A 20,563-nucleotide genomic window follows, 5' to 3' on the forward strand; every position below is an offset into this window, starting at 1 on the left:
CCGGCCGGCTGCCATGCACGGCGAGACAGGCAGTCCCGGCCGTCGACACGCCGACGGGCGCGTGCTTCGAGAACCACCCGCGGCGCCGGATCAACTCTCGCCCGGACAGAACGACCATGTCACCATTAAGCATTCTTCGCAGACATCGCGTCGCGGCCCTGCTGGGCGCTGCGCTGATCATCTCTCCCGTCGTGGTTTCCTTTGCGCAGAACTCCGGCACTGCCGGTCTGAGCAACGTGGTCGCGACGACGCAGACGCCGGTCGCGGGCATCACCGCGCCGAACGGCTCGTTTGCGCCGGTCGTCGCCACCGCCAAGCCGGCTGTCGTGACCGTGACGACCGTGATGAAAGCACAGCCCGGGACGATGGGCGACGGCTCGCCATTCGACGGCAATTCGCCATTCGACCAATATTTCCAGCAGTTCTTCGGCGACCAGGGCATACCGATGCCGAAGACCCCGCCGCAACAACAACAGTCACAGCGGCAGGAGGCTTTGGGCTCCGGCTTCATCGTCGGGTCGGACGGCACCATCGTCACCAACAACCACGTCGTCGACGGCGCCACCTCGATCAAGGTGACGCTCGACGACGGCACCGAACTTCCCGCCAAGCTCGTCGGCCACGACGCCAAGAACGATCTGGCGGTGCTCAAGATCAAGGCGAGCAAGCCGCTGCCGACCGTGAAATGGGGCGATTCCGACAGGCTGATGACCGGCGACCAGGTGCTGGCGATCGGAAATCCGTTCGGCATCGGTACCACCGTCACCGCCGGCATCGTTTCGGCGCGCGGCCGCGACCTGCATAGCGGGCCGTTCGACGATTTCATCCAGATCGACGCGCCGATCAACCACGGCAACTCCGGCGGTCCGCTGGTCGACGTCGCCGGCAATGTCGTCGGCATCGACACGGCGATCTATTCGCCCAATGGCGGCAGCGTCGGCGTCGGCTTCGCCATCCCATCGAACCAGGCGGAGAAGGTCGTCGCCAAGCTGATGAAAGGCGGCAACATCGAATACGGCTATCTCGGCGTGCAGATCCAGCCGGTGACGCAGGATGTCGCCAGCGCCATCGGCCTCGACCATCCGGGCGGCGCGCTGGTCGCCGCGGTCACCGACGGCTCGCCCGCGGCCAAGGCCGGCATCGAGACCGGCGACGTGATCACCGGGTTCGGCGGCCAGGAGATCAAGGATCCGAAGGATCTTTCGCGCGCGGTCGCGGATGTCTCGCCTGGCGCCAAGGAAACGCTCGACGTCTGGCGCAACGGCAAGGTGATGCAGATATCGGCCGATGTCGGCCGCAACACCGAAGACCAGAAGACCGCGTCGAATGGAGAAGGCGGCAAGCCATCGGCCGAACAGGGCCTGCGCGTACCGTCGCTCGGCCTTGGCCTGACCGATCTCACGCCCGACATTCGCGAGCAGCTCAACCTCGCCGACAACCAGCGCGGCGCCGTGGTCGAGCGTGTCAATCCGGACAAGGCGGCCTCGGCCGCCGGCCTCGAGCCGGGCGATGTCATCGTTGCGGTCGACCGCACGCCGGTCAAGAGCGCAAGGCAGGCAAACCAGGCGATCGCCGAGGCCGGCAAGTCGGGCAAGAAGTCGGTGCTTTTGCTGGTCGACCGCGGCGACGCGCAGATCTTCGTCGCCGTGCCCTTCGCCGCCGGCTGAGAAACTTCAATGGAGCCTGCCGGCATTGCCGGCAGGCTTCGGCGACTAGATTTCGGTTGCCCGCGGGGACGTCTTCGAGAACACTGCCATGCGCCGGCAAGCGGCCTGGTCACAGGAGGCATCTCATTGGTCACCCGCGGCTTCTTTTCCGGACGGCGTCCTCCTTCCGACACAGACGCGCGCATCCCGCCGGGACAATATCTGGAACAAGGTTTTCCGGTGCTCTCTGCAGGGCCGACGCCGCGCGTGCGCACGGAGGACTGGTCGTTCACGCTCAAGCACGGGCCAAAGCCGATCAAGAAATGGAGCTGGGCGGAATTCAACGCCCTGCCGCAGAGCAAGATGACTCGCGACATCCATTGCGTGACGGCATGGACCAAGTTCAACACGCCCTGGCAGGGCGTGCTGATCGACGACATCCTCGCCGATGCCGGCATCGAGCCGCCCACCGCCTTCACGCTGGCGCTCTCCTTCGATGGCTATTCCACCAATGTGCCGGCCAAGGACCTCGTCACCGGCAAGGCGATGGTGGCGCTGCTTTACGACGGCAAGCCGATCACCGCCGACCATGGCGGCCCGGCGCGGCTTCTGGTGCCGCATCTCTATTTCTGGAAATCGGCCAAATGGGTAAACGGCCTGCAATTCACCGAGCGCGACGAGCCCGGCTTCTGGGAGCTACACGGCTATCACATGTATGGCGACCCGTGGCGTGAGCAGCGCTATTCAAGCGATTCGTGAGTGGCGATCCGTGAGTGGCGATCTATGAGTGGCAATCCATGAGCGCCGAACCGCAGCCGCAGCCGCAGTCGCCGTGGCAGACGGCCACGATCAGCCGCATCGAAAAGCGCACGCCGCGCGTCACCAGCTTCTGGTTCCAGCCGTCGCGGCCGTTTACCCATCTGGCGGGGCAGCATGTCGACGTCAGGCTGACGGCGCCGGACGGCTATCAGGCGCGCCGTTCCTATTCCATCGCCTCGGCACCGGAAGCAGGCGCCGGCATCGAGCTGGCGATCGAGCGGCTCGACGACGGCGAGGTTTCGCCCTTCTTCCACGATGTGGCGGCGGTCGGCGACGAGATCGAATTGCGCGGACCGCTCGGCGGCCATTTCATCTGGGAGGCGAGCGACGGCGGGCCGGTCCTCCTGGTCGGCGGCGGCTCCGGCGTGGTGCCGCTGATGGCGATGGTGCGCCACCGCGGCTCGCAAAAATCGGCCGCGCCGATCGCGCTGGTGTTTTCGGCGAGGGTCTGGGACGAGGTGGTCTTCCGCGACGAATTGATCCGCCTCGACGACCGCCGCGACGGCTTCGATCTTGTGCTGACGCTGACTCGCGAGCAGGCCCGCCGCCCGGCGGACTATTCCCGGCGCGTCGACGCAAAGATGATGGCGCAAGCCATGGAGCGGCTGCCAAAGGCGCCGAGGCTCGCCTATGTCTGCGGCTCGAACGCGTTCGTGTCGGCTGCCGCCGAGGCCCTGATCGATGCCGGCGTTCCGGCAGGAATCATCCGCACCGAGCGCTACGGGGTGTGAACGCTCGCCGTCTCTCTGATCGCTCGGGTTTGCCGCGCCAGGTCGCATCGGACTCCGCTTGCTTTATCCGGCCATCCTGCAACGCCGATTTCTCTCTCCTTGCCGATGTCGGCAATGCTTCCAAAGCGGGTCCTGATCAGCCTCGCGGTGGTTAACAGTATCGAAAAGTGACTATTAGGAGATTCTAAAATCGAACCGAACGGTTCGTTTCTGTTGACGGTGCGTGCAAGAGGGGTGAACATTGGTGGTCGGACACACTTGGTGAGCCAAATGAAGAAATAACTTAAGCATCTGAATTGGTTTAAGAAAAATCTGATTGTAGGAACGCTTTTTGCAATTTCAAGGTGCGGATTCATGGTCCAGCCGGAACAACTTCGTGATTGGAATCCGGCAGCCGGCTTTCCCACATCGGGCCTGTCCGAACGACGCGATTTCATTCCCAAGACACGCCGCTAGACGGACGGAAGAAAGATACTGGAGTACCAAAAATGAAAAAGATTGTTCTCACTGCCGCCGCCGTTCTGGCCATTTCCGGCAGCGCCTTCGCCGCGAGCGACAACTACGGTTCCAATGGCGCCAATCAGCCGGCTGCCGCGGTCGACACGTCCTACACGGCTTCGGTCAAGAAGTCGGAGCCGGCTGCTCAGCAGCCTGTCACCCAGGGCGCTGACCGCAACCTCTTCGGCAACAACTAACAGCCGAAGCACGGCCATGATCCGGATCTGAGGGGGTCTGGTCGAGAGCGGATCGGCGGCGGGTTTCGCCCGCCGCCTCCCAATGCATGCCGCCCAAAAGTGCACAGCGGTTTTGGGAAAACGACATGCATGAGATTTGGAATTCAGGAGTATCGAAAATGAAGAAGATCATTCTTGCCAGCGCGGCCGTTCTGGCCCTCTCCAGCGCCGCTTTCGCGGCCAGCGACAACTACGGCTCCAACGGTGCAAACCAGCCGGCGGCCGCAGTCGACACCTCGCGCACCTCGTCGATCGGCTCCGACTCGCCGGTCCGCAAGCAGCTGAACTCGTCGAATGACGAGCAGAAGTCGGCCCCGCAGGGCAGCGACCGCAACCTCTTCGGCCGCTAGAGCAATTCCAGGAAAAGTGTGTAACGGTTTTCCGTCCGGAATTGCGTGAAAACAAAGAGATAGAGCGTCTCATCGTTTCCGTGAAACGGTGAGACGCTCTATCAGCCGCGGGCAGTTGAAAAAAAGGGCGGCGAGTCAGGCTCGCCGTCCTTTTGTTTGCCGGAGCGGAAGGATGCCGGCCTCAGGCCGCCTTCGCCTCTTCGCGATGAAGCGTGAAGGAGTGGCCGTCCGCGTCGAAGATATGCAGGTCGCCGGCGCTGGCATTGAGCCGCAAGGTCTCGCCGCGCTTGACCTCGACATTGCCCGGCAGCTTGGCCACGAGCGGCAGGTCGGCGCGGCCGATGTCGACATAGACGAGCTGTACCTCGCCGAGCTGCTCGATATAGTCCACCTTGCCTTCGAACAGATAGTCCGTGCCGGTGGCGATCGCGAGATCCTCCGGCCGCACGCCGAAGCTCACCGCCGCGCCGTTCGCCGAAGCGGGCGTCGCGATCGGCACCGTCGCCTTGCGGTCGCCGACGTGGCTGACCACGGTCGGATTGCCGGCCTTCTCGATCTTCGCCGGCAATATGTTCATGGCGGGCGAGCCGATGAACTGGGCGACGAACAGATTGCCCGGCCGCTTGTAGAGTTCCATCGGCGTGCCGACCTGCTCGACAACGCCTTCCTTCAACACCACGATGCGGTCCGCCAGCGTCATCGCCTCGACCTGGTCGTGCGTGACATAGATCATCGTCGTGTTCGGCATCTGCTCCTTCAGCTTGGCGATCTCGATGCGGGTGGCTACGCGAAGCGCGGCATCGAGGTTCGACAGCGGCTCGTCGAACAGGAACACCTTCGGGTTGCGCACGATGGCGCGGCCGATGGCGACCCGCTGGCGCTGTCCGCCCGACATCGCCTTGGGCAGGCGGTCGAGATATTTGGTGAGCTGCAGGATTTCGGCGGCCTGGCGCACGCGCTTGTCGATCTCGGCCTTGCTTTCCTTGCCGATCTTCATCGAGAAGGCCATGTTGTCGTACACCGTCATATGCGGATAGAGCGCGTAGGACTGGAACACCATGGCGATGCCGCGCTTCGACGGCGGCACGTCGTTCACCACCTCGCCGTCGATCTTGAGCAGGCCAGACGTGATCTCCTCGAGGCCGGCGATCGACCTCAGCAAGGTCGACTTGCCGCAGCCGGACGGCCCGACAAAAACGATGAACTCGCCCGATTTGATGTCGAGGTCGATGCCGTGGAGAATGTTGAGGTTACCGTATGATTTCTTCACCTGGTTCAGCGTGACATCGGCCATGGTTTCCTCCTCCCAGTGATTGTCCGTTGCAAACTCAGTCGATACGCCCGAACCAGGCGCCATAGCCGCCGAGGCGGATGGACCTGGTGCCAGCTTGTCCCGAAAAGCCATGCCCCTGCAAGGGCAGCGGCGAGCCTTTACCGAGATCGACCTCGGCAGGCTTGCTGCCGAGATTGAAGACGCAGGCGATGCGCTCATTGCCTTCGCGGCGCGTGAAGGCGACGGTGTCGCCATCGCTTTCGATGAAATCGATATCGCCCTTGGCCAGCGCCGGATGCTGGCGCCGGAAGGCGAGGAAGCGGCGGTAGTGCTCGAGCAGCGAGTTCGGGTCGCCCTGCTGCACGTTCACCGCTTGCGAGAGATGCTTGCCCGGCACCGGCAGCCAGGGCCTGGCGGTCGAGAAGCCACCATTCTTGGCCGCCGCTTCCCACACCATCGGCGTGCGGCAGCCGTCGCGGCCCTTGAATTCGGGCCAGAAACGGATGCCATAGGGGTCCTGCAGGTCCTCGAACTTGAGCTCCGCCTCGGCGAGGCCGAGCTCCTCGCCCTGGTAGATGCAGACCGAGCCGCGCAGCGACATCAAGAGCGCCGAGATCACCTTGAGATAGGCGACCGGATCGGCCTCGTCGGCGGCCCAGCGCGAGGCCGGGCGCATCACGTCGTGGTTGGAGTAGGCCCAGCAGGACCAGCCGTCGCTGGCGACCCGGCCGAAAGCTTCCAGCACCGCGCGCACCTTGGCGGCGCTGATTTTCTCCGGCGCCAGGAAGTCGAAGGAATAGCACATATGCACGCGTCTGGCGCCTGCGGTGTAGGCGGCCACCACTTCCAGTCCGCGCTGCGAATCGCCGACCTCGCCGACGGCGGCCTGCGCCGGATATTCGTCCAGCAGCGCGCGGAAGCGCTCGAGGAAGCCGAGATTTTCCGGACGGCTCTTGTCGTAGATATGGTCCTGGTAGTTGTAGGGATTGACCGCCGGCGCCGTCTGGTCGTTGCGCTCTTCCGGCGGCAGCGGCGGATTGTCCTCCAGCCCCTGGCTGTGGAAGTAGAAATTGATGGTGTCGAGGCGGAAGCCGTCGACGCCGCGCTCCAGCCAGAAGCGGGTGACGTCGAGCAGCGCGTCCTGGACTTGCCGGTTATGGAAGTTGAGGTCGGGCTGCTCGGCCAGGAAATTGTGCATGTAGTATTGCTGGCGGCTGGTGTCCCACTGCCAGGCCGAGCCGCCGAAGATCGACAGCCAGTTGTTGGGCGGCGTGCCGTCTGGCCTGGCATCCGCCCAGACATACCAATCCGCCTTCGGATTGGTCCTGCTGGAGCGGCTTTCCTTGAACCAGGGGTGGATGTCGGCGGTGTGCGACAGCACCTCGTCGATCATCACCTTGAGGCCTAGGCGATGGGCTTCTGCGACCAGCGCATCGAAATCGGCCAGCGTGCCGAACATCGGATCGACATCGCAATAATCCGACACGTCGTAGCCGAAATCCTTCATCGGCGATTTGAAGAAGGGCGAGATCCAGATGGCGTCGACGCCCAGCGAGGCGATGTAGGGCAGGCGCCGCACGATGCCTTTCAGATCGCCGATGCCGTCGCCATTCGAGTCCTGGTAGGAACGCGGATAGATCTGGTAGATCACCGCGCCCCGCCACCAGTCGCGGTCGAGGGCGGGGTCTGGTCTCGACGTCGCCTTCAAAGCCGATTGCATTGTTTCAACCTCCTTTCACCGAGCCGGCAAGCAGCCCGCGGACGAAATAGCGCTGCAGGGAGAAGAACACGATCAGCGGCACGATGATGGTCACGAAGGCCGATGTCGTCAGGATCTCCCAGTCACCGCCGCGCGAGCCGAGCAGCGCATTGAGCTTGGCCGTCAGCACGATCTGATCGGCCTCTGTGCCGAGGAAAACCATCGCCACCAGCAGATCGTTCCATACCCACAGGAATTGGAAGATGGCGAAGGATGCAAGCACCGGGAAGGAGAGCGGCAGCACGATCTTGACGAAGATCTCGAAGTCGCTGGCGCCGTCGATGCGCGCCGATTCCATGATCTCGCGCGGCAGGCCGGCGATATAGCTGCGCAACAGGTAGATGGCGAAGGGCAGGCCGAAGCCGGTATGCGCCAGCCAGATGCCGAGATAGGTCTTCGACGGCACGCCGAAGAAGCTGCCGACGCCATTGTAGAGTTTCAACAGCGGGATCAGCGACATCTGCAGCGGCACGACCAGCAGGCCGATGATGACGGCGATCAGGAGCGCGCGGCCGGGAAAGCGCATCCAGGCCAGCGCATAGGCCGCGAAGGCGGCAATCAGGATCGGGATGACGGTCGAGGGAATGGTGACGGTCAGCGAGTTCATGAAGGAGCGGCCTATGCCTTCCGAAAACAGCACCGTCTTGTAATTGTCGGTGGTGAACTTCGGTGGCGCCGACGAGGCGAAATAGACGCGCTGGCCGCGTTCGCCTTCGAATGCCTTCGGCGAGGACAGGACGAAGGTGCCGTCGGCATTGACCTGCAGGCTGACGCCGTCGCCGAGATCGGCCGCGGTGCCCGCCGGATATTGCGTCGGCGCCGCCGACTTGACGCCGAAGGCGCTGATCTCGCGCTTGGCGCCGTCGCCGAAGATGTTGCCCTCGATGACGTATTTGCCGTCCTTCTGCGTCTGCGCCGAAGCCGCCGGCAACCGTCCGGCTTCGGTCTGGCTGGAACTGGCGAAGGAGTTCCACCAGCCCGAGGCAATGATCTGGTCCTTGTCGCGCAGCGACGAGACCAGAATGCCGAGCGTGGGGATGGTCCAGATCACCACGAAGACGAACACGGCGATGTGGACGCCGAAGCGGCTGGCAAAGGACTTTCCGGTCTTGGCGGTCATCTCAGTGCCCTCCCGTCTCTTTGTTGGCCTGGCGGATGTTCCAGACCATGATCGGAATGACGGCAATCATGATGATGATGGCGATGGTTGCGCCGCGGCCGAAGTCGCCGCCGCCGCGGAACATCCAGTCGAACATCAGGTTGGCGAGCACCTGGCTGTTCCATTGGCCGTTGGTCATCGTCAGCACGATGTCGAACACCTTCAGCACCAGGATGGTGATGGTGGTCCAGACCACGGCGATCGTGCCCCAGATCTGCGGCACCATGATCTTCCAGAAGATCTGGAACGGGTTGGCGCCGTCGATGACCGCGGCTTCGAGCGTTTCCTCCGGAATGCCGCGCAGCGCCGAAGACAGGATCACCATGGCAAAGCCGGTCTGGATCCAGATCAGGATCACCATCAGGAAGAAGTTGTTCCAGAAGGGCAGCGATATCCACACCTGCGGCTGGCCGCCGAAAAACTGGATGATGGCGTTGAGCAGGCCGATCTGGACCTGGCCTTCGCCGCGATACTCGTAGATGAACTTCCAGATCACGCTGGCGCCGACGAAGGAGATCGCCAGCGGCAGGAAGATCAGGCTCTTGGCGATCGTTCCCCACCAGATCTTGTCGGTGAGCACGGCGATGATCAGCCCGAGGAAGGTGCAGGCAGCGGGCACCACCGCCAGCCAGAGCACATTGTTGAGGATCGAATTGCGGAAATCGTGGTCGCCGAACGCCCACTCATAGTTGGCAAGACCGACGAAGCTCGCGCCGCCCCTGTCGAGGAAGGAGAGCCTGAGCGTCTCGACAACCGGATAGATCAGATAGATGGTGAGGATGATCATGGCCGGGCCGACGAACAGCCACGGCCGCACCAGCCCCTGCCGGCGCAGATTGTCGACCGCGGCTGTGCCGGAAACCCCGCGCGAGGGGAAGATGACGTCGAGCAGTTTGTTGGCGCCCCAGAAATAGGCGACACAGCCGCCGACGCCGATGATGATGACGAATATGGCCGAGAAAATCTGAGCCGCCATGGGTCCCTCTCCCTGCGCATGACCGGCCAGGCAGTGCTGGCGATCGGATGCACCGACTTGTGAGTTTTCGGAACAATCGAGACGCGAAGGCTTCCGGCGTTACCGCCGGTCGGATCCGGGCCGTGGCCCGGATCCAGCAGGAGGATCAGGAAGGTCTGACTTGAGCCGCAAACGGCGGCTTACTTGATGGCATCCCAGCTCTTCTGGATGTCGGTTGCGACGTCCTGGGCGGACTTGCCGCCGACCAGGTCGATCATGCCGGTCCAGAAGGAACCGGCGCCGATCTTGCCGGGCATCAGGTCCGAGCCGTCGAAGCGGAAGGTCGAGGCGTTGGCCAGGATATCGCCCTGCTTCTTCAGCGCCTCGCTGGCATAGGCTTCCTTGTTGACCGCCTTGTAGGGCGTCACGAAGCCGCCCTGCGCCATCCAGATCTCATGCGCCAGCGGCATCTTGAGGAAGTCGATGAAGGCACGCGCGCCCTTGCTATCCTTGGTGATCATGACCAGCGTGCCGGCGCCGAGCACGGGCGTGCCGAGATCGGGCTTGGAAGCATAGGGCGGATAGTAGAAGAAATCGGCGTCCTGACCGATCTTGGTGCCTTCGGGGAAGAAGGTCGGGATGAACGATGCCTGCTTGTGCATGTAGCATTTCGGCGGCACCGAGAAGAGGCCCTTCGGGCTGTCGCGGAAGTCAGTTGCGGCCACCGCCTTGGCGCCGCCATCGACCATCTTGTCGTCGGTGGCGATCTTGCCGAAGATATCGATGGCGTTGACCACCGCCGGGTCGCTGAACGGAATCTCGTTCTTCACCCACTTGTCGTAGACGGCGGGGGTCTGCGTGCGCAGCATGATGTCCTCGACCCAGTCGGTCGCCGGCCAGCCGGTGGCGCCGCCGGAGCCGAGCCCGATGCACCAGGGCTTGCCGCCGTCGGCGATGATCTTCTTCTCGAGATCGGCGAGCTCTTCCTGCGTCTTCGGCACCTTGTAGCCGGCTTCCTCGAAATTGTCCGGCGAGTACCAGACCAGCGACTTCACGTCCGCCTTGTAGGGGAAGGCGAAGAAGCCGGGCTTGCCGTCCTTGTCCTTGAAGGTGCCGAGGTCGACCCATGACTGGCCGGCGCCGTAATTGTCCTTCACCCATTTGGCGGTGTCGTCGCCGAGCGGAGTGAGCAGGCCCTTGGAAGCCAGGTCCTGGATCAGGCCGGGCTGCGGCAGCACGGCGATGTTGGGCGGGCTGCCGGCCTGGGTGTCGATGACGATCTGCTGTTCGTAATTCTCCGAGGAGGAGTATTTGATCTCGGCGCCGGTGGCTTCCTGGAAGTATTCGAGAACGGTGCGCACCAGGCCCTCGTCCTCGCCGCGCCACGGCCCGAAGATGGTCAGCGTCTCGCCCTTGAGGTCGACTTTCTTGAGGTCGTCGTAGTTTGCCCAGTGGAAGCGCGGGTCCTCGCCCGGCTTGAACTTCAGTTCGGCTTGCGCCGGCAGGCTAAGGGCTAGCGCGGCGAAAGCGGCGCCCAAGAGAAGCATTTTCTTCATCGCAATCCTCCCAGTGGTGAAAACAGTTCGGACGAAACCTCCATCCCGTCCGCCGACGCCTGCGGAACTGTGACTCAGCGAGAAGGCAACCGCAACCTTTCGGAGAGTCTTCCAAAGCGCTTTGGCTTTTTTGATCTCGCCATCGAATTGACCGGAAGTCAAGAGGGTTACTGTACTAATCGATTTAAAGTTCTACTCTATCAGCCAGAAAGTGCGCTGCAGCATGCTTTTTTGGCACTGCAGCAGCAATTTTTGCTTCAAACTGCGATGGGCCGCCACTAAGGTCGTCATGTGCGGCGACATCGCCAACAATCATCGGATCAATTTAAATTTAAAGCGCTTTGAGGCTGGAGACCTCGGATGAACCTCAAGCAACTGTCGCACATGCTGTCGCTCTCTCAAACCACGGTGAGCCGGGCGCTGAACGGCTACCCGGAGGTCAACGAGGAGACGCGGCGCCGCGTGATGGATGCCGCCAAGCGCCATGGCTATCGGCCGAACCCCAGCGCGCGGCGGCTGGCCACCGGCAAGTCGGGCATGATCGGTTACGTGCTGCCGACCGGCAGTGCCGTCGACATCGACCCGCATTTCGTCGAGTTCCTCTCCGGCCTCGGCGACTATGCCCGCTCGCACGAGCTCGATCTCGTGCTGTCGCCGGCCGATGCCGACGACCAGGAGACCACCTATCGGCGCATCGTCGCCAACCGGCAGGTCGATGCGGTCTACATCTCTTCGCCGCGCCCCGCCGACCGGCGGCTGGCGCTGGTCAACACGCTGGGCATCCCTTTCATCGTCCATGGCCGCAGCGAGGGTTTTGATTTCGACTATCCCTATCTCGACATCGACAATGAGGGCGCCTTCCACGAGGCGGCCAGGATCCTTGTCCAGCTCGGCCACAGGCGTCTGGCGCTGATCAACGGCGACGACCGCGAGACCTTCGCCATCCACCGCGAGCGCGGCGTTCGCCGGGCGCTTGCCGCCAGCGGCCTGACGCTTGGCGAGCGCCACATCTGCTCGCTGACCATGACCGAGGAGAACGGCTATCGCGCCGCTCGCCGCCTGCTCGAGCAAAGCGAGGCTCCCACCGCGATCGTCTGCTCCAGTCTGATCATGGCGCTCGGCGTCGTGCGCGCCGTGCGCGATCTCGGCCTCACCATCCCGGGGGATCTCTCGCTGGTCGCCCATGACGACGTTTTCCCCTGGCTGCGGCCGGAGAATTTTCCGGTGCCGCTGTCGACGACACGCTCATCGATCCGCCTTGCCGGCGCACGCGTCGCCGAGCGCCTGGCGGCGCGGATATCGGGGCTGGAAGAAGGGGCGCGCGGCGAGGTGTGGCCTGTCGATCTGGTGGTGAGGGGATCGGTCGCTGGAGCGCCGGGATAGGAACGAAGGCGGCGAAGCGGCTAGTCTCCCCCCTCGAGGGGGAGATGTCGCCGAAGGCGACAGAGGGGGTCGCTGCGCGTAGAACGCCAACGTCCACCTGCGTCAGCAGGCCGAGCCCGGTCGACCGACCCCCTCTGGCCTGCCGGCCATCTCCCCCTCAAGGGGGAGATCGGCAGTTCCGCCTTGGCGCCATATTTTCGACGCTGGAGATTGGCGAAAATCGAGGTGACACCCAATCTCCCCCCTTGCGGGGGAGATGTCCGGCAGGACAGAGGGGCTGCTGTCCCGCCGACGTTACAAAACTGCTGGGAACTTACTCCTTCGCCGCCCCAGCCGCCTTGATATCCAGCAACCCATAGCCGAAATCATTATCCCGCCCCTTCGGGCCAAGATCCTTGGCTGTCGCCGCCAACGCCTTCTCGATGTCGTCGGCTGAGCGGTCGGGCGCGGCATGGATCAGGTTGGCGATGGCGCCGCTGACGATCGCGGCGGCGAAGGAGGTGCCGGTCACCACGTCGGAGCCGGCGCCGCTCGGCGCCACCATTTCGACGCCGGGCGCCGAGATGAAGACATAGGCACCGCGATTGGCCTGCGGCATCAGCCCGTCCTTGGCGTCGGTGGCGGTCACCGCGATGACGCCGTCGAAAGCGGCCGGATAGCCATAGGGCGCCTTGGGGCCATTGTTGCCGGCGGCCGCCACCAGCACCATGCCGAGCGCGCGGGCGTTGCGGCAGGCGGTGCCGAGAAGGTCGTTCTTCGGGCCGACGAAGCTCATATTGATGATGCGCACGTCCTGTTCCGCCGCCCAGTCGAGAGCCGCCAGGATGACGTCCATGGTCGATTTGCCGCCTTCGAAGGCGCGCGCATGGTAGATCCTGGCGCCCGGCGCCATGCCTTCCAGCGCGCCGACGCCGGCGATAAGCCCGTCGACGGAGGTGCCGTGGTCGCGCTTTTCGATCGGCACGTTGGGCATGGCATCATACTGGTCGGCGATAACGCCCTTCAGCGCCGGGTTGGTGTCGTCGATGCCGGTGTCGATGACGGCGACGCGCACATTCTCGCCGCTCGCCTGTTTCGAATCGAGCGCGATGCGGTCGAAGGCGTAGTTCACGATACCTGCCGCCTGCTGCAGCGAATAGATGTGGTTGGGTTCGCGCCGCTGCGTGCGGCCGTCGGCGGCAAGCTGCGCCAGCACCACGCCGACTGGGCGCCCATCAGGGATGCCGAAGCGCACCAGCGTCGAGCCGAGCAGCCGCGACTGGCGCTGCGAGCGCACCTGCAGGCCGAAGGCGGTGGCGATCTGCTGCACCGCGCCGGCATCGCCGGTCACCGTCACCAGCACCTCGTCCGGCACGAACTCGCCGCTGACCGCGCGCGGCGGCGCGGCGAGATTGAGGCCCGTGGGCGGTGTGACTGGTCCGCTCGGCGGGGGCGCGGGTGGCGGTGTGCTTGTCGGGCCGCCTGACGGCGACGCTCCGTTCGAAGGGGTTACCGGTGCCGCATTTGCCGGCGGGTTCGGAAACAGATCGACGATCAGCGCCGGCAGGAACACGGCAGCGGAGCCCGTGCCTGACTTGTCGCCGCCGTTCTTGGCACCGCCTCCATCCTGATCGCATCCGGCGCCCGCGGCCGTCGTGCGGTTGAGGCAGTCGACCTGCTTCTGCGAAAGGTTCGGGTCGTTGGTCTGCGCGAACGAAGGCGCGGCGACACATGCCGCCGCGAGGAGTGCCGCATGAAGAACGACCGCCTTAGCCGCCATCGACCGGTTTCCTTCCCTGAACCACAGCCTCCGCGAAAGGCTGGGCGGCAATAAGGCCGATAAGCTTGCCGTAGTCGGCCGCATTGCCCGCCGGGATGGTCACGTGGAAGACGCCGTCGGCGGTCGGCCCGCCGGCGATCTTCAGCCCGTTCTGGCTGAGGAAGGCGGCGATGTCCGACATCTTGGCGTCCGGCTTGAACTTGACCAGGGCGAAAGGCAGCTTCGCGAGATCGTCCTCAGCGCCGGCGATCTCGAAATCGCTGCCCTTGCCGCCGGGCCGCTCAAAGGACTGCACGACGACCAGCGCAAGCAACGCCGCGGCCGCCGCCCAGGCGACGCCGGCCGGCATCGCCGTCAGCCGGCCGAAGGCCTTGGCGAGCCACGATTGGCCGGCCGGCGCGCGCGCCGGTCCGGCCTCGGCGTCGAGCGCCCTGGCGAAGCGGGAGAGCGCATCGGCCGGCGGGCGGATCGCCTCGTTGGCGGCGGCGGTGCCGGAGAACTCGGCCTCCGCCTCGCCAAGGGCTGCCATCGCCGCCGGATCGGAGGCCAGCCATTCCTCGACGGCCTCGAGCTCAGCGCCTTCCAGCGAGCCGTTCAGGTAGAAGGGCAGCAGCGCCTCCATCTCGTCGCGGCGCGACATCTTTTCAGCGGCGCTCATGGCCACCCCCTGTCGTAACCGGCGGCCTTGAGCGCTTCGCCGAGTTTCTTGCGGGCGTAGAACATCCTGGTCTTGACGGTCGCGACCGGGATGTTGAGCACCTCGCCGATCTCAGTCACCGACTGGCCATGGTAGTAGGCAAGGTCGATCACCGTGCGGTGTTCTTCCGGCAAGGCATCGACGAAGCGCCGCAGAGCGGCTGCCTTGTCCTCCTTCATGGTGACGACTTCCGGCGTGTCGGCGCTGTCGGGGATCTGCGCCGCGTCGTCGTCGTCGATCCAGTCCTCCTTCTTCTTGCGCAGCGAGGACAGCGCCTTGAAACGGGCTATGCCGAGCAGCCAGGTCGAGACTTCAGAGCGGCCCTCGAAGCCCGGCGCCTGCCGCCACAGCTCGAGAAAGACCTCGTTGGTGATATCGTCGGCCATCATTTCCGATCCCGTCTGGCGCGCCACGAAGCGGTAGATCCGCGCGTGGTGACGCATGAACAGGAGCCGCACGGCAGCCCGGTCGCCCTTCGCGACCCGGTCTACAAGCGCGCGATCGGTTTCCGTCGCCGCGTTCATGGCCGGTCGAGCCGCCTGGCTCCTCGTGGCTTTGTCGCTGATCGGGCCAAAAAGGTTCACCCTCCGCCAAGGATTTTTGGAGGCTAACCGAAGAAAGGGAGTGTTGCCAGTAGGCAAGACTTCCCCTTCCCCCCTTGTGGGGGAAGGTGGATCGGCGCGCAGCGCCGAGACGGATGAGGGGTGTTCCAGCGGAGTGGGGCGTCGGCGTTCCCTGGAGCACCCCTCATCCGGCCGAGCTTCGCTCGGCCACCTTCTCCCACAAGGGGCTAGCGTGCGCACACATTTGCTTCGTGCTGTGGTCAAGCGTGAAGAGGCGCCGTCGGAAAATGGCTTGAAGCGGTTGAATTGTATGTGATTCTGTAGCCGCCATTGTTGATTCTGGAGGTTTCGGCGATGGCTTCGTTGCTTGGCTACTTCGGCGACCTGCGCCTGCAAAAAAGGGGAGCATGGTTCTGGAGCGCATGTTTGCGCGTGTCAGCACGGGCATGCGCCGGCTGGCCGACACGCGCGCCGAGAAGGTCGCGTTCACACGCCTGTTTCGCAATCGCCACGTGAGCACGCAAGAGATCATCCGCACGGCGGCGGCGCGAACCGCCGAACTGGCCGCCGGCCGCCACGTGCTGATCATCGAGGACAGCAGCGAGATCAACTATGAAGCCAAGGCTTCGCGCAAGCGCGGCCTCGGTCGTGTCGGCAATGGCACCGATATCGGGCTGTTCGTGCATCCGGCGTTGGCCGTGGATGCCGTGGACGGCTCGGTCCTTGGCCTTGCAGGCGCCACGATCTGGCGGCGCGAGGCAGAGAAGGCGGATGACTACCAGGCGCTGCCGATCGAAGCCAAGGAAAGCCACAAGTGGATCGGCACCGCCAAGGCGGCATGCCAGGCGCTGACCGACGCGCCGCAGATGACGGTGATCGGCGACCGCGAGGCCGACATCTACGAAGTGTTTGCAAGGCTGCCCGACGAGCGCACCCATGTGCTCATCCGCGCTGTACGGGATCGGGCCTTGGGCACGCGGGGCGAGCGCCTGTTCGGCGCGATCGCCAAGACGCCGGAAGCCGGCCGCATTGCCTTCGAACTGCAGGCCCGACCCGGCCGGCCCGCACCGTCGAACTGGCCGTTCGCTTCACCGCGGTGAGCTTGCGCCAGCCCCGCCTTGGCGCCGACAGCCGCGATCCGCGCGAACTCACGCTCAACATGGTGGAAGTGCGTGAGATCGATCCACCTTCGGCCAAGGACGCGGTGATCTGGCGGCTGTTGACCACCCACAGCGTCGAAACGCTCGCCGATGCCTGCCGCATCGTCGACCTGTATCGCTCGCGTTGGAGCGTCGAACAGCTGTTTCGGACCGTGAAGTCGCAGGCCATCGATCTGGAGGAAAGTCTCATCGCCGACGGCGATGCACTCGAACGTCTGGCCGCCACCGCTCTGGTCGTCGCCACCAAGGTCATGCAACTCGTACACGGGCGTGGTTCGCCGGGCCAGCGCTTCCAGGCCGCACACCTCTTCGATCCCACCGAGATCACCGTCCTGGAAGTGCTCATCGCCAAGCTCGAAGGCAAGACCCAAAAGCAGAAGAACCCGCACCCCACGCACACGCTCGCCTGGGCCGCCTGGTGTATCGCCAGGCTCGGAGGCTGGAACGGCTACGAAAAGGAACGCCCGCCAGGGCCCATCACCTTCACCCACGGCCTCAGACGCTTCAACGCCATCACACACGGCTTCGTTCTGGCCTCGCAAAAATGAGCCCGAAGCAAATGTGTGCGCACGCTAGCCCACAAGGGGAGAAGGGGACGGCGATTCACTCCAAAAACGGCTTCGCCTTCATCGTCGCCGGAACTTCCACACCGAGCCGGCTCAGCACCGTCGGCGCGAGCTGCAGCTGGTCGAGCAGCGTATCGGCCTCGGGACCTTTGCCCGGGCCGAAATAATAGAGCGCGAAATCCTGCATCTCGTCGTCGTGGCCGCCGTGATGGCCGCGGTTCGTCTGGCCGTGGTCGGCGGTGACGATCACCTCGTAGCCGGCCTGGCGCCAGCCGGGCAGGAAGGCGGCGAGCATGCCGTCCATCGCGTAGCAGGCGTGGTCCATCTCGTGGCAGTCATGGCCGAAGCGATGACCCATGGAGTCCAGCGTGCAGGTGTGCAGGATGCCGTAGTCGATGCCGTGGCGCCTGGTGAGCATGGTCAGCGTCGCGAACAGGTCGACGTCGCTCGGCGTCATCTGGTTCCTGAGATTGTAGCCGGTCATGGTGTGGAAACGGCCATGCGTGATCGGCCCGCCGGGCTCGTCGAACTCCATGTCCTCGACGAGGTCGAACGGATGGGAGCGGAAGAACTCCGACCAGTAGGAATGGGTCACCGCGCCGGTCTTGCCGCCGGCCTTGCTGACCTCCGAGAAGATATCCGGCTGCTCGACCCGGAACCGGTTCTCGTTCGACAGGATGCCATGCACCTGCGGCGTGACCCCGGTGTGGATCGAGGCGTAGCAGCAGGCGGAGGTCGACGGCAACACCGAACGCATCTTCCACACCTGCGCCTCGCCCGACTGCGCCCAGCCTTCGAGATTGCCCATCAGCCGTCGCCAGTTCCGGTACGGCACGCCGTCGAGGATGATGAGCAACAGTTTGGATGTGAGCGCCACGGGCGGCTCCATGCGGTCTTGCGGGAGAGATCAGCATCGAGGGCCTGGCCAGTCCGGCCAAGCCCCAGAAACGCAGAGAAGAGGACGCCAGCTCAGTTGCCGGCGCTTTCCATGCGCCGTCCCGAGATCGCCTTCTCCAGCCAGCCGATCTCCATTTCCGGCACGGAGGAGAGTAGGAGGTCGGTGTAGGCGTCGAAGGGCGGCGTCAGCACCTTGCTCTTGGAGCCGTAGCGGACCACCTCGCCGCGATACATCACGGCGATCGAATCCGCGATCGACTTCACCGTGGCAAGGTCGTGGGTAATGAAGAGGTAGGCGACCTTCTCGACCTGCTGCAGGTTGAGCAACAGCTTGAGGATGCCATGTGCGACCAGCGGGTCGAGCGCTGACGTCACCTCGTCGCAGATGATCAGCTTCGGCTTGGCGGCGAGCGAACGGGCGATGCAGACGCGCTGCTTCTGGCCGCCGGAAAGCTCGGCCGGATAGCGGTCGATGAAGCCCTTACCCATCTCGATCTCGTCGAGCAGCTCGGCAACGCGCTTGTCGCGCTCGCGGCCCTTCATGCCGAAATAGAATTCCAGCGGCCTGCCGATGATGGTGCCGACCGTCTGGCGCGGGTTCATCGCCACGTCGGCCATCTGGTAGATCATCTGAAGCTGGCGCAGGTCCTCCTTCGGCCTGTCCGAAAGCCTGTTGCCGAGCGTGCGGCCGTCGAAGACGACGCTGCCCTGCTCTGGCGGCAAGAGGCCGGTGATGGCGCGCGCCAGCGTCGATTTGCCGGAGCCGCTCTCGCCGACGACCGCCAGCGTCTGGCCCGGATAGATGTCGACCGAGACGTTCTTCAGCACCTTGACGTGGCCGCCGCCATAGGCGGCCGTCACGTTTTTCACCGAAAGCATCGGCGCTGTGCCGGGCTGTTGCTCCTGGTGCTCGATCTCATGCACCGACACCAGCGCGTTGGTATATTCCTGGCGCGGCTCCTTGATGATCTGGCGCGTGCCGCCCCATTCGACCAGCCGGCCGTGGCGCAGCACCATGATCTCGTCCGATACCTGGGCCACCACGGCGAGGTCGTGGGTGATGTATAAAGCCGCCACATGCGTGTCGCGGATGGCGTCCTTGATCGCCGCCAGCACGTCGATCTGCGTCGTCACGTCGAGCGCCGTAGTCGGCTCGTCGAAGACGATCAGGTCCGGTTCCGAGCACAGCGCCATCGCCGTCATCACGCGCTGCAGCTGGCCGCCGGAGACCTGGTGCGGGTAGCGCTCGCCGATCGTCTCCGGATTAGGCAGGCTAAGCTTCTTGAACAGCGCCACGGCGCGCTTCTCGGCCTCGCCCCGGGTCGCGGTGCCATGCAGAAGGGCGGCTTCCACCACCTGGTCGATCAGCTTGTGCGCCGGGTTGAAAGCGGCCGCCGCCGACTGCGCGACGTAGCAGACTTCGCGCCCGCGCAGCGCCCGCACGCCCTTCGGGCCGGCCTTGAGGATGTCGCGGCCATTGAGGATCACCTCGCCTCCGGTGATGCGCACGCCGCCGCGGCCGTAACCCATCGACGACAGGCCGATGGTCGATTTGCCGGCGCCGGATTCGCCGATCAGGCCGAGCACCTTGCCCTTTTCCAGGGTCAACGAGACATCGTGGACGAGGGTGATGGTCTTCGGCGCTTCCCCCGGCGGATAGACCGTCGCTTCGATGCGCAGATTGCGGATGTCGAGGAGCCGGCCGGATTTTGCTTTGCTGTCAGCCATCACCCGCGCCCTCCCTTGAGGCTTGTCGTGCGGTTGAGCACCCAGTCGGCGACGAGGTTGACCGAAATGGCCAGAACCGCGATAGCGGCCGCCGGGATGAGCGCCGCCGGAATACCGAAGACGATGCCGTCCTTGTTTTCCTTGACCATGCCGCCCCAGTCGGAATCCGGCGGCTGCACGCCGAGGCCGAGGAAGGACAGCGCCGACAGGAAAAGCACGGCGAAGATGAAGCGCACGCCGAGTTCGGCGACCAGCGGCGAGAGCGCGTTGGGCAGGATCTCGCGGAAGATGATCCAGCCGCTGCCCTCGCCGCGCAGCTTCGCCGCCTCGACATAGTCCATGACGTTGATGTCGACGGCGACCGCGCGCGACAGGCGGTAGACGCGGGTCGAATCGAGGATGCCCATGACCAGGATCAAGGTCAGCGTGTTCGTCGGCAGCACCGAGAGCACGACCAGGCCGAAGATCAGGGTCGGGATCGACATCAGGAGGTCGACGAAGCGTGACATCAGCGTGTCGAACCAGCCGCCAAACACCGCTGCCGAGAAGCCGAGGATCGAGCCGAGCGAGAAGGAGAGCGCCGTCGCCGCCACCGCGATCTCAATGGTGATGCGCGCGCCGTAGATCATGCGCGAGATGAGGTCGCGGCCGAGATTGTCGGTACCCAGCCAATGCACGGCCGACATCGGCTCCCAGACGTCACCGACGATCTCGCCATTGCCGTGCGGTGCGATCCACGGCGCGAATATGGCGCAAAACGCAAAGGCGGCCGTCAGGATAAGCCCGATCCAGGCGGTGAACGGGATTTGTCGCAGCGCCATTCGCCTC

19 protein-coding genes are annotated in these 20,563 nt (G+C 64.5%); 8 read left to right on the plus strand and 11 right to left on the minus strand.

Annotated features, from left to right (window positions below):
- Nucleotides 1-116: 116 nt before the first annotated feature.
- From EJ070_RS06945 to EJ070_RS06965, 5 genes are all read left to right on the plus strand, one after another.
- Nucleotides 117-1,667, plus strand: coding sequence for a DegQ family serine endoprotease (locus EJ070_RS06945; protein WP_126090671.1), 1,551 nt, complete (start codon nt 117-119; stop codon nt 1,665-1,667).
- 126 nt (nt 1,668-1,793) lie between these two features.
- A complete protein-coding gene (locus EJ070_RS06950) occupies nt 1,794-2,405 on the plus strand; it encodes a sulfite oxidase-like oxidoreductase (RefSeq protein ID WP_126090672.1) in 612 nt (203 codons plus the stop codon).
- Between the two features lie 38 nt (nt 2,406-2,443).
- Entirely contained in the window at nt 2,444-3,196 is a 753-nt protein-coding gene (locus EJ070_RS06955; RefSeq protein WP_126090673.1) for an FAD-binding oxidoreductase, read from the plus strand.
- 488 nt (nt 3,197-3,684) lie between these two features.
- Nucleotides 3,685-3,891, plus strand: coding sequence for a DUF680 domain-containing protein (locus tag EJ070_RS06960; protein WP_126090674.1), 207 nt, complete (start codon nt 3,685-3,687; stop codon nt 3,889-3,891).
- Nucleotides 3,892-4,049: 158 nt separating this feature from the next.
- Nucleotides 4,050-4,280 (plus strand): DUF680 domain-containing protein, encoded by a 231-nt coding sequence (locus EJ070_RS06965; protein WP_126090675.1) that lies wholly within the window; start codon nt 4,050-4,052, stop codon nt 4,278-4,280.
- Between the two features lie 181 nt (nt 4,281-4,461).
- Here the strand turns inward: EJ070_RS06965 and ugpC are convergent, their stop codons facing one another.
- The 5 genes from ugpC to EJ070_RS06990 all read right to left on the minus strand — a co-directional run bounded on the left by ugpC (nt 4,462) and on the right by EJ070_RS06990 (nt 10,982).
- Complete coding sequence (gene ugpC, locus EJ070_RS06970; RefSeq protein ID WP_126090676.1) at nt 4,462-5,574, minus strand: sn-glycerol-3-phosphate ABC transporter ATP-binding protein UgpC; 1,113 nt, start codon at nt 5,572-5,574, stop codon at nt 4,462-4,464.
- Between the two features lie 34 nt (nt 5,575-5,608).
- The gene (locus EJ070_RS06975; protein WP_126090677.1) at nt 5,609-7,273 is read right to left on the minus strand and encodes an alpha-glucosidase; all 1,665 of its coding nucleotides are present in this window, start codon (nt 7,271-7,273) and stop codon (nt 5,609-5,611) included.
- A 4-nt stretch (nt 7,274-7,277) separates the two neighbouring features.
- Nucleotides 7,278-8,432, minus strand: a complete 1,155-nt coding sequence (locus tag EJ070_RS06980; protein WP_126090678.1) for a carbohydrate ABC transporter permease — start codon at nt 8,430-8,432, stop codon at nt 7,278-7,280.
- Nucleotide 8,433: 1 nt separating this feature from the next.
- Nucleotides 8,434-9,447, minus strand: a complete 1,014-nt coding sequence (locus tag EJ070_RS06985) for a sugar ABC transporter permease (RefSeq protein WP_126090679.1) — start codon at nt 9,445-9,447, stop codon at nt 8,434-8,436.
- A 179-nt stretch (nt 9,448-9,626) separates the two neighbouring features.
- Nucleotides 9,627-10,982: an ABC transporter substrate-binding protein gene (locus EJ070_RS06990; protein WP_126090680.1), complete on the minus strand. Its 1,356-nt coding sequence runs from the start codon at nt 10,980-10,982 to the stop codon at nt 9,627-9,629.
- Nucleotides 10,983-11,342: 360 nt separating this feature from the next.
- Between EJ070_RS06990 and EJ070_RS06995 the strand changes: the two genes are divergently transcribed.
- Complete coding sequence (locus EJ070_RS06995; RefSeq protein ID WP_126090681.1) at nt 11,343-12,365, plus strand: substrate-binding domain-containing protein; 1,023 nt, start codon at nt 11,343-11,345, stop codon at nt 12,363-12,365.
- 313 nt (nt 12,366-12,678) lie between these two features.
- Here EJ070_RS06995 and EJ070_RS07005 read toward each other — a convergent pair whose 3' ends face one another.
- From EJ070_RS07005 to EJ070_RS07015, 3 genes are read right to left on the minus strand one after another with little or no spacing between them, the layout of a single operon-like run.
- Entirely contained in the window at nt 12,679-14,124 is a 1,446-nt protein-coding gene (locus EJ070_RS07005; RefSeq protein WP_126090682.1) for a S8 family serine peptidase, read from the minus strand.
- Nucleotides 14,114-14,782 carry an anti-sigma factor gene (locus EJ070_RS07010; protein WP_126090683.1) on the minus strand — a complete coding sequence of 223 codons (669 nt, stop codon included), beginning with the start codon at nt 14,780-14,782 and terminating at the stop codon, nt 14,114-14,116. Before EJ070_RS07010 ends, EJ070_RS07005 begins: the two co-directional genes overlap by 11 nt.
- A complete protein-coding gene (locus tag EJ070_RS07015) occupies nt 14,779-15,345 on the minus strand; it encodes a sigma-70 family RNA polymerase sigma factor (protein ID WP_126090684.1) in 567 nt (188 codons plus the stop codon). The genes EJ070_RS07010 and EJ070_RS07015 overlap by 4 nt, the downstream gene beginning before the upstream one ends.
- Before the next feature lie 446 nt (nt 15,346-15,791).
- Here EJ070_RS07015 and EJ070_RS36995 point away from each other — a divergent pair, with 446 nt between their 5' ends.
- On the plus strand, nt 15,792-16,484 hold the full coding sequence (locus tag EJ070_RS36995; RefSeq protein ID WP_245464830.1) for a hypothetical protein: 693 nt from the start codon (nt 15,792-15,794) through the stop codon (nt 16,482-16,484).
- Nucleotides 16,460-17,092, plus strand: coding sequence for a transposase (locus tag EJ070_RS07020; protein ID WP_245464932.1), 633 nt, complete (start codon nt 16,460-16,462; stop codon nt 17,090-17,092). The genes EJ070_RS36995 and EJ070_RS07020 overlap by 25 nt, the downstream gene beginning before the upstream one ends.
- Nucleotides 17,093-17,147: 55 nt before the next feature.
- Here the strand turns inward: EJ070_RS07020 and EJ070_RS07025 are convergent, their stop codons facing one another.
- The 3 genes from EJ070_RS07025 to EJ070_RS07035 form a co-directional block, all read right to left on the minus strand.
- Nucleotides 17,148-17,987 (minus strand): alkaline phosphatase family protein, encoded by an 840-nt coding sequence (locus EJ070_RS07025; RefSeq protein ID WP_126090686.1) that lies wholly within the window; start codon nt 17,985-17,987, stop codon nt 17,148-17,150.
- Nucleotides 17,988-18,079: 92 nt separating this feature from the next.
- Complete coding sequence (locus tag EJ070_RS07030) at nt 18,080-19,735, minus strand: ABC transporter ATP-binding protein (protein WP_126090687.1); 1,656 nt, start codon at nt 19,733-19,735, stop codon at nt 18,080-18,082.
- Nucleotides 19,735-20,556 carry an ABC transporter permease gene (locus tag EJ070_RS07035; protein WP_126090688.1) on the minus strand — a complete coding sequence of 274 codons (822 nt, stop codon included), beginning with the start codon at nt 20,554-20,556 and terminating at the stop codon, nt 19,735-19,737. Before EJ070_RS07035 ends, EJ070_RS07030 begins: the two co-directional genes overlap by 1 nt.
- Nucleotides 20,557-20,563: the final 7 nt, after the last annotated feature.

It is taken from the genome of Mesorhizobium sp. M1E.F.Ca.ET.045.02.1.1 (genome assembly GCF_003952485.1).
In the GTDB taxonomy this organism is placed as follows: Bacteria; Pseudomonadota; Alphaproteobacteria; order Rhizobiales; family Rhizobiaceae; genus Mesorhizobium.

Excerpts from the sequence above, each read along its gene's own strand:
- EJ070_RS07030 (WP_126090687.1), bottom strand. The coding sequence starts at position 19,735 with ATGGCTGACAGCAAAGCAAAATCCGGCCGGCTCCTCGACATCCGCAAT.
- EJ070_RS06965 (WP_126090675.1), top strand. The coding sequence starts at position 4,050 with ATGAAGAAGATCATTCTTGCCAGCGCGGCCGTTCTGGCCCTCTCCAGC.
- EJ070_RS07015 (WP_126090684.1), bottom strand. The coding sequence starts at position 15,345 with ATGAACGCGGCGACGGAAACCGATCGCGCGCTTGTAGACCGGGTCGCG.
- EJ070_RS06990 (WP_126090680.1), bottom strand. The coding sequence starts at position 10,982 with ATGAAGAAAATGCTTCTCTTGGGCGCCGCTTTCGCCGCGCTAGCCCTT.
- EJ070_RS06980 (WP_126090678.1), bottom strand. The coding sequence starts at position 8,432 with ATGACCGCCAAGACCGGAAAGTCCTTTGCCAGCCGCTTCGGCGTCCAC.
- EJ070_RS06985 (WP_126090679.1), bottom strand. The coding sequence starts at position 9,447 with ATGGCGGCTCAGATTTTCTCGGCCATATTCGTCATCATCATCGGCGTC.
- EJ070_RS06960 (WP_126090674.1), top strand. The coding sequence starts at position 3,685 with ATGAAAAAGATTGTTCTCACTGCCGCCGCCGTTCTGGCCATTTCCGGC.
- EJ070_RS07005 (WP_126090682.1), bottom strand. The coding sequence starts at position 14,124 with ATGGCGGCTAAGGCGGTCGTTCTTCATGCGGCACTCCTCGCGGCGGCA.
- EJ070_RS06945 (WP_126090671.1), top strand. The coding sequence starts at position 117 with ATGTCACCATTAAGCATTCTTCGCAGACATCGCGTCGCGGCCCTGCTG.
- EJ070_RS07035 (WP_126090688.1), bottom strand. The coding sequence starts at position 20,556 with ATGGCGCTGCGACAAATCCCGTTCACCGCCTGGATCGGGCTTATCCTG.
- EJ070_RS06955 (WP_126090673.1), top strand. The coding sequence starts at position 2,444 with ATGAGCGCCGAACCGCAGCCGCAGCCGCAGTCGCCGTGGCAGACGGCC.
- ugpC (WP_126090676.1), bottom strand. The coding sequence starts at position 5,574 with ATGGCCGATGTCACGCTGAACCAGGTGAAGAAATCATACGGTAACCTC.
- EJ070_RS06975 (WP_126090677.1), bottom strand. The coding sequence starts at position 7,273 with ATGCAATCGGCTTTGAAGGCGACGTCGAGACCAGACCCCGCCCTCGAC.
- EJ070_RS07010 (WP_126090683.1), bottom strand. The coding sequence starts at position 14,782 with ATGAGCGCCGCTGAAAAGATGTCGCGCCGCGACGAGATGGAGGCGCTG.
- EJ070_RS36995 (WP_245464830.1), top strand. The coding sequence starts at position 15,792 with ATGGTTCTGGAGCGCATGTTTGCGCGTGTCAGCACGGGCATGCGCCGG.
- EJ070_RS06995 (WP_126090681.1), top strand. The coding sequence starts at position 11,343 with ATGAACCTCAAGCAACTGTCGCACATGCTGTCGCTCTCTCAAACCACG.